The organism is Rhodopirellula halodulae, assembly GCF_020966775.1.
In the GTDB taxonomy this organism is placed as follows: domain Bacteria; phylum Planctomycetota; class Planctomycetia; order Pirellulales; family Pirellulaceae; genus Rhodopirellula; species Rhodopirellula halodulae.
This window is the reverse complement of the sequence record NZ_JAJKFV010000033.1, coordinates 85,830-99,435: the sequence shown is the minus strand read 5'-3', so window position 1 is coordinate 99,435 and position 13,606 is coordinate 85,830. Positions and strand designations below refer to the sequence as shown.

The 13,606-nt window shown below is 57.4% G+C and carries 9 protein-coding genes; 6 read left to right on the top strand and 3 right to left on the bottom strand.

The window, feature by feature from the left end:
• Both LOC70_RS23920 and LOC70_RS23915 read left to right on the top strand, forming a co-directional pair.
• Positions 1-360, top strand: a 360-nt coding sequence (locus LOC70_RS23920; RefSeq protein ID WP_230256584.1) for a helix-turn-helix domain-containing protein, incomplete at its 5' end; no start/stop codon positions are given.
• Positions 344-1,027: a transposase gene (locus LOC70_RS23915; protein WP_230256639.1), complete on the top strand. Its 684-nt coding sequence runs from the start codon at positions 344-346 to the stop codon at positions 1,025-1,027. The genes LOC70_RS23920 and LOC70_RS23915, both read left to right, overlap by 17 nt.
• 415 nt (positions 1,028-1,442) lie before the next feature.
• Here LOC70_RS23915 and LOC70_RS23910 read toward each other — a convergent pair whose 3' ends face one another.
• From LOC70_RS23910 to LOC70_RS23900, 3 genes are read right to left on the bottom strand one after another with little or no spacing between them, the layout of a single operon-like run.
• A complete protein-coding gene (locus tag LOC70_RS23910; protein WP_230256583.1) occupies positions 1,443-4,304 on the bottom strand; it encodes a PSD1 and planctomycete cytochrome C domain-containing protein in 2,862 nt (953 codons plus the stop codon).
• Positions 4,291-6,069, bottom strand: a complete 1,779-nt coding sequence (locus LOC70_RS23905) for a LamG-like jellyroll fold domain-containing protein (RefSeq protein ID WP_230256582.1) — start codon at positions 6,067-6,069, stop codon at positions 4,291-4,293. The genes LOC70_RS23910 and LOC70_RS23905 overlap by 14 nt, the downstream gene beginning before the upstream one ends.
• Positions 6,066-6,626 carry a sigma-70 family RNA polymerase sigma factor gene (locus tag LOC70_RS23900; RefSeq protein WP_230256581.1) on the bottom strand — a complete coding sequence of 187 codons (561 nt, stop codon included), beginning with the start codon at positions 6,624-6,626 and terminating at the stop codon, positions 6,066-6,068. Before LOC70_RS23900 ends, LOC70_RS23905 begins: the two co-directional genes overlap by 4 nt.
• A 176-nt stretch (positions 6,627-6,802) precedes the next feature.
• Here LOC70_RS23900 and LOC70_RS23895 point away from each other — a divergent pair, with 176 nt between their 5' ends.
• From LOC70_RS23895 to LOC70_RS23880, 4 genes are all read left to right on the top strand, one after another.
• The gene (locus LOC70_RS23895) at positions 6,803-7,267 is read left to right on the top strand and encodes a PH domain-containing protein (protein WP_230256580.1); all 465 of its coding nucleotides are present in this window, start codon (positions 6,803-6,805) and stop codon (positions 7,265-7,267) included.
• Entirely contained in the window at positions 7,264-11,430 is a 4,167-nt protein-coding gene (gene hrpA / locus LOC70_RS23890) for an ATP-dependent RNA helicase HrpA (RefSeq protein ID WP_230256579.1), read from the top strand. Before LOC70_RS23895 ends, hrpA begins: the two co-directional genes overlap by 4 nt.
• Positions 11,431-11,437: 7 nt before the next feature.
• Positions 11,438-12,004, top strand: coding sequence for a TVP38/TMEM64 family protein (locus tag LOC70_RS23885; protein WP_230256578.1), 567 nt, complete (start codon positions 11,438-11,440; stop codon positions 12,002-12,004).
• A gap of 227 nt (positions 12,005-12,231) precedes the next feature.
• Entirely contained in the window at positions 12,232-13,269 is a 1,038-nt protein-coding gene (locus tag LOC70_RS23880) for a hypothetical protein (protein WP_230256577.1), read from the top strand.
• Positions 13,270-13,606: the final 337 nt, after the last annotated feature.

Sequence of the window (13,606 nt, the reverse complement as noted above, 5' to 3'; positions counted from 1 at the left end):
ACGGATTCCAACATCGCCGAGTTGGTCGGACTTTCATCTCGACAAGTCGTTCGAATTCGCCAGCGTTTTGTTCGAGAACGCGAAGACATCTGTTCGGTCGAAGAGGCTTGTGAGCGAAAACCACGACCAGAAGCGCCTCATCGGCGACGACTTGATGGACTGGGGGAAGCTCAGTTGGCGGTCATCGCTTGTAGTGAGCCTCCTGAGGGACGAGGTGCCTGGACTCTTCAACTGATCTGCGACGAATTGCAACGACTGAAGATCGTCGATTCCATCTCGCCAGAAACGGTCAGGCAATACTTAAAAAAACGAAACTCAGCCCTGGAAGCAGGAACGTTTCTGCATCGCCGACTCAAATAGGGCTCGTTTTGTCGCTCAAATGGAAACCGTTCTTGACACGTATCAGCAAGCCTATGACGAGAAAAGGGTGCTGATCTGCATGGACGAGGCGTCGCGTCAAATTCTACGCGATGTTTCCGAACCGCTACCGGCGAAACCTCGCCAAGGAACCAAGCCAGGCCGTAACAAACGGGTCGACGATAAATACGAACGACGCGGCGTGCGATCACTGTTGATGTTTTACAACCCAATTGATGGTTGGCGGCGCGTCGGATGCCGCGAGAGTCGAACTCGCGTCGATTGGGCCCAAGAGATACGGACGCTATTGGAGGTCGACTATCCCGATGCGGAAACCGTGACGCTCGTGTGCGATAACCTCAACACGCATAGCATTGCGAGTCTCTACCATACATTTGATGCGGAACTAGCGGGACGTCTCCGTCGGCGTCTTAACTTAGTGTTCACTCCTAAGAACGGCTCGTGGTTGAACATGGCGGAAATGGAACTGAGCCTTCTAAGTCGCCTATGTCTGGGCAGCATTCGATTTGAAACAGCCGAAGCCATGGACTGTCACATTGAGCGTTGGCAATCCGATCGCAACGCAAAAAAGCGTGGCACAAATTGGAGATTCACCACCGAAGATGCGCGAGTCAAACTCAAGTCGCTTTATCCGCAGCATGACACATAGAGCCGGAACGACCACTACGGGTGGACTATGTTCGCGGTTGGGCGCGAGCCCGCCGGTGTCGTCGGTGGAAATTTGGCACCGAAACCATGTCGGCCGAATGAAGGAGGCTTTGCGACGCACATCCGGCATCACGTCGCTCGCTTGAGACGGGCTCCTCCGGCGGAACCGAGTTGAAACGGATCGTTCCGGAACAATGATGGGTTTGGGAAGATAGGGGCAGCAGCGGAAAGGTTGTGGGGAGCGGTGCGCGGTTGTCAGGTGGGACCTGACCTACATGGAAACGGTTTAGGGGTGGTGTGCAAGTCTGTGAGGCCCGACCCGCAGAAAAAATTTGGGACTCATTCCTTGTACACCACCCCATGTTCACCGTTTGAGACGTTGGCGTTTCAACGTGGGCGGTCGTTGATCGTTCGGATCAATCCACAAACACAAACTCATTCGTGTTGAACAGCACCAAGCACATGTCGGCCAACGCTCGCGTCTTGCCGTCGACTTCCCATGGCTTCAAGTCACTTTGGTAGTCCTCAAACGTGGGCAGCCATTCGGTGTATTCGAACGGACGACCGGAGAATTCTTCGACCAATGATCGTGTGATCTCCTTGGGATACGTCTTGGGCTTCGGTGTGACTTGGTTGTGATAAGCCGTCATGTCTTTGACGTACTGCTTCATGCGTTGCAGTTGGCTCTCGGTGGGAACGCGTCCAATGGACAGCTCAAACGCACGTTGAATTTGGTCCGCCAATTGGTCGGCTTCCCGCTGCAGTCGCACGGACATCGCGATGGCTCGGTCGGTCATCAAATCGCTGTTCAGCAACGTGAAGGCTTGTGGCGAGACCGATGCCGCGTCACGCACGTCTGCCGAGTCGTTCGGATTCGGCTTGTTCAACACTTCCAAGAACGGATCGGCTTGCCCACGCACGCGGTAAGCGTAGATCGAACGGCGGTTGCGTTGCTCGGGCGTTCGCGAAGGCTGGTAAGCCGGTGCAATCGAGAACTGAATCATACGAGGTTCGAGTGCAACTTCCATGTTGATCTCTGGTCGAGCAGGCAATCCGCCCACCGTTGGATTCAATTCTCCGGTAACAGCCAGCAAACTGTCTCGGATTTCTTCGGCGGTCAAACGACGTGGCGAAAAACGAGCGAGCCAAGTGTTGTCTGGATCGGCTTCCGAGTTCGGATGTTCGATGCTTCGTCGGTACGCGTCCGAATGAAGGATCATGCGATGGATCGATTTGATCGACCAATCGTTGGCCAGGAACTCGCCGGTCAACCAGTCCAACAATTCAGGATGCGTGGGAGCCGCACCCTTGACGCCAAAGTTGTTCGGCGTGGCGACTATGCCTTGATTGAAGTGGTGTTGCCAGATCCGGTTGACGATCGAACGCGTGCTCATTGGGTTCTCGGGGTTGGCGATCCATTTCGCCAGCTCCAAACGACGACCGGTCAATGTGTTCGGCAACGCGAATGGATCGTCTTCGGGGGCACCTTCGACCGGCAGCCCACACCCGCTGAGAACGCCGGGGGTGACGGCTTCGCCTTTGGCGGCAAGTGAACCGCCGTTGAAGATGAAGTTTTCAGGGATCCAATCTTCTTTGATCGTTTTCGGTGCACGCAGTTTGCGTGCGTTCATCCAGGAATCCTGTGCATTGATCACCGTTTGAGCCATCGGCTTGTAGCGTTCCAAACGCCGGTTCCAAATCCAAACGTCCTGTTCACGCACCTTCAAGCGACCTTGTTCGGTTTCCCTCAACCCAACCGCGCGAGGTGGCTTTTCGTCGTCGGGATCACCCTTGCGAGCGTTCAGGTCTTTGTAGGGTTTGTCGTGTTCCTCGTACCACGCCTTGGCAGCGGCTTCGCGTTTGCGGACCAATCGGTCGACTCGCGTTTTCGCATAGTCGTACAAGGCTTGCGTTTGTTGCTTGCCTTCTTGGAAGCCATCCGTGTTTTCGTCTTCGATGAATGGCACTTCCATTTCAACTGGCTGTGCAGTCGAGACGGCGGAATACATGCGGTAGTAGTCACGAGTCGGCACGGGATCAAACTTGTGATCGTGACACTTGCAGCATCGCATCGGCATCGACAGGAACGACTGACCGATGCTGTGCACCATGTCATCGCGAAGGATTTGACGGGCTTCTTCTTGAGGCACCATGGCGGTGTCCCACGGTCCCATGCGCAGGAAACCGGTGGCGATCATCGCTTCCACCCGAGCCGGATCGTTGGCCGGTTTGTCGGCATGCAATTCATCGCCGGCAATTTGTTCCATCACAAACTGATCGTATGGCTTGTCCTCGTTCAGACTGCGGATTACGTAATCGCGATATCGCCAAGCGTTCGAGCGTTCGTAATCGTTCGAGAAACCACCGGTGTCGGCGTAGCGAACGACATCCAACCAGTGTTGACCCCAGCGTTCACCATAGTGAGGGCTGGCCAGCAATTCTTCGATCAATGCGTCCCATGCCGCATCGGCGTCTTTTTCAAAAGCCGTCAAAAACTCACGGGTTTGCGTGGGAGTCGGGGGCAGGCCGATCAGATCGAAATAGACGCGTCGGACCAAGGTTTCCGGCGACGCGGTGGGGCCGGGCTCGATCCCTTCTTCGTCCAACTTTGCATTGATGAACTCATCAATGCTGTCGTGTTCGAATTCGGTTTGGCGAGGCAAAAATGCCCACACTTCTTCGCGTTGGTAACGTCGGTACGTCCACTCGTCGGCTTGCCCGCCGCTCGTCGCGACCAAGACACCGTCTTCGTTCTCCGCGACCAAGGATTCTTCGTCGCGAATTTCTTTTTGCCGTTCGTCGCTGGGCCATGGTGCACCGGCATCGATCCACATCCGAACGATTTCGGTTTGGGCTTCGGTCAACCGGTCGTTTTCCTTGGGCGGCATTTCCAAGCCGTCCCAGGTCACCGCCCAATAGAACGGGCTGTCTTCGGCGTTGCCAGGAATGATCGCGGCTTCTTCGGACTCACCACCACGCAGCAAGGCGTCGCGTGTTCGGACGTCGTAGTCGCCTTTCATGTCATCCGCGTCGTTGCCGTGACACCCCAAGCATTTCTCTTTCAGCAACGGCATGACTTTCAACGTGAACAGACGGTCCATGTCGTCAGCCGAGTGACCCGCGTCATCGGTCCACGCTTGTGCTTGCGTTTCCGCGTCGGCAGCGTCATTTGCAAACAACAACGTGTTGCCATTCAAACCCAGCAACGCTCCGCCTAGCAGCGCAGCCTCCGCCAACCGTTGTGTGAATCGTCGATGCAATGAATCACGGTTTTCCATGTTCAACCATTTCCTTGATTTCGGTGGGGGAGAGAGCCGCGGCGAAGATCGCCAATTCGTCCATGCTGCCGTTCAGATTGCGAATGGCATAATGTTCGTCGGGCTCGAGGGGAGTGGACCAGTTCCCGATCGACGCCATCCCAATGCGGGTGGTGCGAACGAGTTGATGAGCAGGGATGTGATCCACGCTGAGGACATCCCCGTTCAAGTAATGAGTGGTGGTTGCCGCGTCGACGTCATAGACCACCGCCAAGTGCAACCACTGGCCGCTGAGCGAAGGGTTCCAAAACGACGGCGACAACGCGATGTAATGCGGCGGTCCAACGCTGGGTTCACCGTCCGCGCCATCCGTCGATGGACGCACGGAAAAGTGAATTTGTCCGGTGTCCAGAATCTGCCAGTGAGGTTCACCCCGTTGGTAGCTGTCGGTCAAAAACAAAGAGTTGTACCAACGGTCCAAACTGTCGATTCGCACCCAAGTCGCCATGGTCAGCGAACCAAACTCGCCGGGCACATTGACACGCACGCGATCGCCCGGGCGTTTGAATTGCAAGGCTGACTTGGTGGCCCAGCGGCCTTCGGTCACGGTTGCTCCCACGATCGCGCCATCCAAATCGGATTCGCGCGGGACCGTGTCGTTCTTCAGGAATCGTTCTCCCCGAAGCGGTGTGTCCATCGCGAAATAGGCGATCAAGCGTGGATCGTTTCGCAAGGATTCGCTGTGTTGTTGCCAACGGCGATAACGTGCCAGTTGTTGGGTTTCCGCCAATTGCTGAAGCTTGGCCGCATCGACGAAGCGATCCGGTGTCATGTCCGAGGGTTGCAAACCCGATTCAACGGATTTGCCTTTTCGCAACGAGTTGCCGGCTTGCACCAGTTGAGGTTGCTTTGACTGAGTGTGCAGTTCGACTTCGCCATCGAACACTTGAACGTTGGCGCCTTCGTCGGAGACTTCCAATCCGAACTCGGTTCCCAGGTCCACGACCTTCATGTCGTTGGTGCGAACCACAAACCCACGAGCGGCGGGCGGGACTTCCGCACGGATGCGACCGCGATGCATGATGGCTTCGGCAGAGGAAACCAGTTCCATTTCCGCGGGGCCATGCAACACGACGGTGGCGCCACTGAGAAATTCGATTTGTGCCCAACCGGAATCCAAGGCAATGGAACCAGGTTGCAAGGCGGCGTTCACGGCCAAGCTTTTGCGGATCGTGTTGGCTCCGTTGTGCGATGGCAGCAAAACCGCCTCGTTCGCATCAACCAACTGCGTCACCACCGCGATCCCGGATGAAGTGGGCTCTTCCGTCGCCACGCGATCCGCCGGCAGGTTCACGCCCGCACCGGACTGCGTCGCGACTTGGGTGGCTCGTGTCTCCAATTGAACCCAGCGAACCGACACTGCAACCAACACCGCTGCTGCCGCGGCGAAGGCCCAACGCAACACCGAGCGGTCGTTCCAAATTCGCGAAAAGGGTTCGGTCGCACTTGGGTTGAGACCAACGCTTTGGTCGAGGGACGAATCGGTTTGGGGGGTGAACGCAGACGAGCTGGACGGTCCGGGTGAACGCCCGGATTCCTCTTGCAATGCGATCGACAACATCTGCAAACGAGCGAACTCGGTTCTCGCAGCCGGATCGGTTCGCAAGCGTTCATTCAACGCCTGGCGATCCGCCTCACTCAGTGTGCCTTCTTCAAAGGCCAGCAACAGTTCGTCCAAACGAAACTCATCGCCAGCTTCTGACGGCTGGTTGGGTTGGTCGTTCACGCCAGACCTCCCGCGGCCATGCGTCGCTCAATGCACTCGGCCAACTGACGACGGATTCGCATCAAGGTGACTCGCACGTTGGAGCTGCCTTGGTCGGTGCTGCTGGCGATCTGATCGATGGACTTGGAATTGAAATAGCGATGCTCGATCAACTGGCGACGCTTTTGCGGCAAGCTTGCTAAACACTCTTTCAAGGCCGATTGAATGTCGTCGAAGTTCTCTGCTTGCGATTCAACGTCGCTGGAAACCAATTCAGCAACATCGGCATCGAGCAAAGACGGAGCACGTCGTTTGTCTCGCAGATTCGACAGCACTTGCAATCGCGCGACGCCAAACGCCCATGGCAAGAACGGTTTGCCGTCCTGAAAATCAGCCTTGCGTCGCCACAGGACCAAATTCGTTTCCTGCAAGACATCGGCGGCGCGGTTGGCATCACCGACCAGCGACAGGATGTACGCGTTCAGTCGAGCCTGATGCTCCGTCACCAACTGCACGAATCGCTCTTCCGCCGATTCGGCGGCGATGCGAGGTGCGGGGTGGTTTTGGGGATCGTTCATGCTCGAATTTTAATGGCGGAGAATGCGGTCTCAGTAGCATTTGCGGCGAGATCGCGTTTCGTTACAGAAAAAGCACAAATTTGTTGCGGTTATTCTGGAAAGGCCCGGTAATCGCCTCAAATGGGGCAAAATCGCCCTCCGGTCACCAAATTCGCCGGTGCTGCTAAACTGCCCGCATGAAAAATGCGTCCCCCATCGTTTTCCCGTCCGCCGTTGATCGGTGGCTGGTTTTTGTGCTGCTCGCACCGATCTTTTTGGCCGTTGGAATTGCTGCGTACCTGTTGAATGAGGGCCGGGCTGATGAGGCCGGCACCATGGTTTTGATGGCGGCCGCGATTGCCGCGGTGACGGCGGTTTTCACCATTCCGTGCCGTTACACGCTGCTCCAGGACACTCTATCGATTCGGTGTGGGCTGCTTTGCTACCAAGTCGACTACGCGGACATCACTGAAGCAGTGCCTTCGTCCACTCTGGTCAGCGGTCCCGCTTTGTCGCTCCGGCGGGTCATTGTGCGAACCTCGAAACGTGAATTCATTGTCTCGCCCGATGACCGGGAACGTTTCATCGAAGAGCTGATGAGGCGTGTCGCTGCGACGAAGGAAACCGACTTGACGGAACAAGCAACCACCGAAACGACGTGAATCAAAAATCCAACCCACTGCAGAAACCTCACAGCCCATCGCTTTCGCCCGACGTTGAGCTGCCGCCCGTTGATTTGGACGCCGCGTCGCGATCCGGTGCCCCGGACAAATCCAGGGCTTCGACTGAGCCCGATACTCCGATCAAGATCGAGTACCCGGCGGAGTTGCCGATCACGGCGCATCGCGATTCGATCCTGGATCTGCTCGCTGAGCATCAGGTGTTGGTGATTTGCGGCGAAACGGGCAGCGGGAAAAGCACGCAACTGCCCAAGATGTTGCTCGACGCCGGATTGGGCGAACAGGGCATGATTGGACACACCCAGCCCCGACGTTTGGCGGCACGCAGCATCGCGACTCGTTTGGCGGAGGAGACTCAAACGCGGTTGGGCGATGCCGTCGGTTACCAAGTTCGCTTTGGTGATCAAACCAGCGATCGCACCAAAATCAAGCTAATGACCGACGGGATTCTGCTGGCGGAAACCCGCAGTGACCGAGACTTGCGTGCCTACAGCGCGATCATCATTGACGAAGCCCACGAACGATCGCTCAACATTGATTTCTTGTTGGGCTATTTGCGTCAATTGATCAATCGTCGGCCGGAGTTGAAAGTCATCATCACCTCGGCAACGATCGACGCGGAACGCTTCGCGGAACACTTTGGAACGTTGGACCCCAGCCAGAACGTGGATTCCGACGACGCGATCGTGCCCGCGCCGATCTTGCAAGTCGAAGGGCGCGGTTACCCGGTCGAGCTGCGATATCTGCCTTGGGAAGATGTCGCCGGAGAAGACGCCGAGGTGGATGGACGGCATTACGATTTGTCGCGGCACGTGATCGGAGGGCTGGATGCTCTGTCTCGCGACGGCAGTGGCGACACGTTGGTCTTTCTGCCGACGGAACGTGACATTCGCGAAGTCAGTCATCGTGTGGCTGGGCACTACAAGCGGATGGGGCTGACCAACCGAGTGGAACTGTTGCCCTTGTACGCTCGACTGCCGCAGTCGCAGCAACAAGCGATCTTTCATCCCAGTGGCAACAAGCGCCGGATCATCTTCGCGACGAACGTTGCGGAATCCTCGCTCACGGTGCCAGGAATCCGCTACGTCATCGATTCCGGAACGGCTCGGATCAGCCGGTACAGCGCGCGGACCAAGGTGCAGCGTTTGCCGGTGGAACCGATCAGTCGCGCCAGTGCGAACCAGCGATCGGGGCGTTGCGGACGGGTGGGCCCGGGGATCTGCGTGCGTCTTTACAGCGTCGAAGATTTTGAGTCACGCGACGCGTTTACAACACCAGAAATCCGGCGAACCAACTTGGCCAGCGTCGTCTTGCAAAGCAAAACGCTCCGCTTGGGACGCTTGGACCAGTTCCCGATGATCGACCCGCCGCGTCCGGAAGCCATTCGCGAAGGGATGCGGACGCTGCAGGAATTGGGGGCTCTCGATGAAGAACAGGAACTGAACGACGTTGGTTGGCAACTCGGACGATTGCCCGTGGATCCTCGCGTCGGTCGCATTCTGATTGCAGCGAAAGATTTGGGGGTGTTGCCAGAAGTCTTGCCGATTGCGGCCGCGATGGAGAACCCTGATCCGAGAGACCGTCCACCGGAAAAGAAGGCGGCGGCGGATGAAGCTCACGCCGCATTCAAGGATCCGGAAAGCGATTTCCTTTCGTTGCTTCGACTGTGGCGCTTTTATGACGCCATGCGAAGCGAACACAGTCGCGGCAAGTTGACGCGAATTCTACGTAAGAACTTTTTGTCGCCCGCTCGGATGCGCGAATGGGCTGACGTATATCGACAGTTGAAGGAAATGGCGTCGTCGATTGGCGAAGGCAAACGTCGGCGACGAAGGAAGCCAAAGTCGAGCGACGACCGTGGCCAAGCGACGGATCCGAAGGCGGGGGCAAATTCGACCGGACGCGGTCGTTCCGTCGGCAAAATTCGTTACGCGCCACTGGATCCTGCGAAGCAAGCCAACGAACAGCCCATCGTCGATGCGGATCGCTATGTCTTGGTACATCAAGCCTTGATGACGGGGTTGTTGTCCGGGATTGCGATGGCGGGCGATAAGAACGAGTACACCGGCGCGGGCGGATTGAAGCTGTACTTGTGGCCGGGAAGCGGCATCTTCGAATCGAAGCCGAAGTGGATTGTCGCGGCGGAGTTGGTTGAGACCGCCAAGCAGTACGCTCGCACCTGCGCGAAGATTCAACCCGGTTGGATCGAATCGGTGGGCGGGCATTTGCTGAAGTCGTCCTACAGCGATCCACATTGGAGTCGTAAAAGTGGCGGAGCGTTTTGCTACCAGCGGCAGTCGCTGTTTGGATTGCCGGTGGTGGTGCGTCGGCGAGTTCCGCTTGCACCGATCGATCCCGCGACGGCGCGTGACCTGTTGATCCGTCATGGATTGGTGGAGAACGAGTTGCCGACCACGGCAAAGTCGATCCGCCACAACCGACGCTTGATCGAATCCATCGAAAAGCTGGCCGCGAAGACGCGGCGACGTGACTTGGTCGTGGACGACTATTCTTTGTTGTCGTTCTACGCGTCGCGTTTGCCCGAAGACGTTTGTGACCGGCCTCGTTTGGAAAAGTTTGATCGCCAACATGCCACGCCGGATTGGGCGGCCAAGTTGAAAGACGACGTTGGACTGTCCGCGTGGTTGGCGGAACCTCCGCTCGTCGAGTCGACGGAACAGGTTGATCTCGACAAAACGCCTTACCTTCGTCCGGAAGACATCCTGTCGGTGGCGTCGGTTGCCATCGCCGCGGATGCCTACCCGGACGAATTGGCCGCCGGATCTTCCCGATTGCCTCTGCAGTATCACTTTCGACCCGGGGCCGAAGACGACGGGGTTCATCTGACGATCCACGAGGCCGCACTCCCTCAAGTCAGCGACGATGCGCTGGGATGGTTGGTGCCAGGATTGTTGGAGCCAAAGGTCATCGCGATGATCAAATCGTTGCCCAAACGTTTGCGACGCAACTTGGTTCCGGCTGCTGATGTCGCGGCCAAAGTTGTTGCGGAAATCTCCGAGCAACGCGGGAAGGTCCCGTTCCTGCCGACGTTGTGCGAAGCGTTGACGCGTCACGCGGAAGTTCGGGTGGTGGCGTCGGATTTCCAGGCTGAGAAGTTGGAGCCGCACCTGGAATTCTTGGTCAACGTGGTCGACGACTCGGGCAAGGTGATCGAAAGCACGCGAGGGGTCGATCAGGTCAAGGCGAGGCTCGGATCTCGAGTCGTCGACGACGCGGACGTTGCCGCGGCGGCGGACGGTCCCGAAGAAGACTGGTCACGCGAAAAGATGACGACGTTTGACGTTGACGTGCTGCCTCGCGAGGTCATCCGCAAACGTGGCGGAGTTCAGGTCGCTCAGTATCCCGGTTTGGTCGACCAAGGCGACTTTGTATCGACCAAATTGTTCTCAGAAGAAGCTTCCGCCGAAAGTTCAACGCAGTTGGGACTGATGCGGCTGTACGCGATGGCGTGCAAGAAAGACTTGCGGTCCCAAGTCCGGCACCTGCCTGCCTTGGCGGAGGCCAAAATCAAACTGGCACCGGTTCTGCCTTCGTCCATCATGGAATCCGCGCTGGCGGATCTGATCATTCGCGTCGCGCTGGTCGAAAGTCAGCCAGGACGCCGGGTGCCGTTGGTGCGAAAACGGTCGGAGTTTGAGGAGCAAGTGAAAATGGCTCCTCAGCGAATCGGCGAAGCGACCCAAGACATCGCCGGATGGTTGACCAAGCTGACCGAGTCGTACCACGCGATGCGATGCCAGTGGGAAGAGGTGACCTCTTCCAAATTGGACGATGTCCGCGGTGAAGTGATGAACCAAATGGAATGGTTGGTGGCGGAGGACTTCGTCGCGTGGGTGCCGTGGCAACACCTTCAACACTACCCACGTTACATGAAAGCCATCGCATATCGGTTGGAAAAAGCGAGCAGTTCCGCGTCTCGAGACGCTGAGTCGCGGCAAATGATCGGCACGCTGTGGCAACGGTGGCTGGCCGGATTGCCTGAGGATCGTCGCGATCCGAAATCACAACGCTGGAGCGAGTTCCGGTGGTTGATCGAGGAACTACGAGTCAGCCAATTTGCACAGCCACTGGGCACCGCCGTGAAGGTGTCTGAGAAACGCTGCGAGAAGCTTCTGGCAACATAGAATTGCTGTGGATGAACCAACGCCCAATCCGCCTCTTTGGAAACGCAGTCTTCGGATTGTGTTGCCGCTGGCGTTGTTGTTGGGATGCTGGGCCGCGTTTCAATTCGGTGGCGATGATCTTCGCCAAATGCATCAGCGATTGGGCTGGGTGGCTCCCGTTGTCACGGTTCCATTGCACGCGTTGATCGCCGCCGCGCCGGTGCCATCGGATGTGATCGTGATCGCCAACGGCGCTTTGTATTCTTATCCGGTGGCGGTGTTCTTGGGTTGGTTGGGTTGGCTGTTGGGGTCGATCCTGGAGTTCACCACGATCCGTTTGTGGACCGGAGTCAACAGCGAAGAAGAAGCTCGCAAGAAAATGCCGCGTTGGATATCGCGATGGCCGGCTGGCAGTCCTTGGTTTCTGTTCTTTGGACGGCAAATACCGGGAGTTGGGGCTCACCTGTGCGCTGGCGTGGCTGCGGCGGGCGGGGTCTCCTATCGGCGCTACATCACGTGGACAGCAATCGCCATCGTTCCGGGGGCGTTGCTGCTTTCAGCGATCGGCGCACGGCTGTTGGGGGAGGGAATTTAGCGTCCTAGCGACTAGCAACGAGTCACTGTGAGGCCGCTGAGTTGATTCGCTCAGTCTCGCGTTCGGGCGACGGAAATTTGGATCGAGATCCTCGTTTGGGTATGCAGCTTGCAATTGCATGGGGCTCAACAAGAGTCCCCCGGGCATGGAAGAGCAACGGTTGATAATCGTCAGCCGAACCTCCTCATCACGCTCTTTCGCCCCATCCCCACAACAAGGAATTCAACATGAAGAAGTTGCTCAGCTCCGCTGCCATTCTCAGCTTTGTCGCCTCCGGCTCAATTGCCAGTGCTCAAGGCGTTTTGAACAACACGGCTTCGCAAGTCGGCAACGCAGTTCGCGGAACCGCCGGCCAAGTGCAGAACGCGGCTCGCAACACCGTCGGAAGTCTCCGCAATCGGGTGGACGATGCCGCGGCTAGTTCGAGCCCTCAATCGCACGGTCCAACGGGGCAACTGAACGACGGCGAGTACTATGCCGCTCCCGGTACGACTTATGGGCAATCCACGATCGGCAATCGAGTCTACAGCGATTTGCAAACGGTCACTCCGACTGACTACCAGTACGACGGCAACTCACAACACGTGAACCACTCGGGACATCACGGACAAGTCAGCTACCACGCGGTGCCGATGCAAACGCATTACGGTGCTCACGTTGGCAATCATGCAAACGCCGTTTACACACTGCGTCACGACAGCAATGGACGCGAATTCATTTGTGTTGCTGGACAACGTGTGTATTTCGATAACAGCACGTCGAATGACATGCAGCAAAACGGCGCCGAGCAAAACGGCACTGAGCAAAGCGGCACTGAGCAAAGCGATTGGAAGTCTGCTGAAGGCCAGGCCAATAACGAGATGCAAGACGAACGCTATGAGGCTGCTTACGGCAACCAAGACAACGATTCCACGAACTCGGATGACTTGGAAAATCGCGAAGAACAAATGCGTGAGACGCTGAGCGAGTCGGACGAAGCCAGCGCCGACGTTCAAACGCAGAACAACGTCGATGCGGATTTGGAGAACGATGTGGCTGGCGTGCAAGCGGACGCTAACGCCGATACGAACCTGGATGCCGGTTTGACGCCGGACGAGAACAGTACTCGTACTCGTACAAATGCCAATGCGGACACGGAGTTGGATTCCAACATCAACGGCGACAACGCGACGACCAACGTGAACGCTGGATTGGACGCTGCGGTCGAAGACAGCTCCAACGCTGCTGCAAAGGCCGCCGCTGATGCAGCCGGCTCAATCGAATAATTTGCCACGCCGCGATAGCGGCTCACCAAATTTTGACCCAACCACGCTCGGTTTTCCCTCGGGAGCCGAGCGTTTTTCGTACGCCTGCGGCATGCCGCGCTGCAACCGATCACCTCCGTCTCGACGGTCGGCGATCCACCCGCACAAGCTCGCTGTATGTGTAGCACCGTGTCCCGTAGTGCAGCCTGCCACCCCTTCCCCAAACCGAGAGACTCTCCGCCCCCGTTCCCCGGTGCCCCACGCAACGCGGCGGGCGACTGTTGCAGGGATATTTCCGCGTGTTTGCATGAAGGATTGGTGTATCTGGGCTCGATTGCCAGGTACGGAAACCCGAACG

What these genes read in the sequence shown, in the direction of transcription:
- LOC70_RS23910 (WP_230256583.1), bottom strand. Translation starts at nt 4,304, where the DNA reads ATGGAAAACCGTGATTCATTGCATCGACGATTCACACAACGGTTGGCG.
- LOC70_RS23900 (WP_230256581.1), bottom strand. Translation starts at nt 6,626, where the DNA reads ATGAACGATCCCCAAAACCACCCCGCACCTCGCATCGCCGCCGAATCG.
- LOC70_RS23895 (WP_230256580.1), top strand. Translation starts at nt 6,803, where the DNA reads ATGAAAAATGCGTCCCCCATCGTTTTCCCGTCCGCCGTTGATCGGTGG.
- LOC70_RS23880 (WP_230256577.1), top strand. Translation starts at nt 12,232, where the DNA reads ATGAAGAAGTTGCTCAGCTCCGCTGCCATTCTCAGCTTTGTCGCCTCC.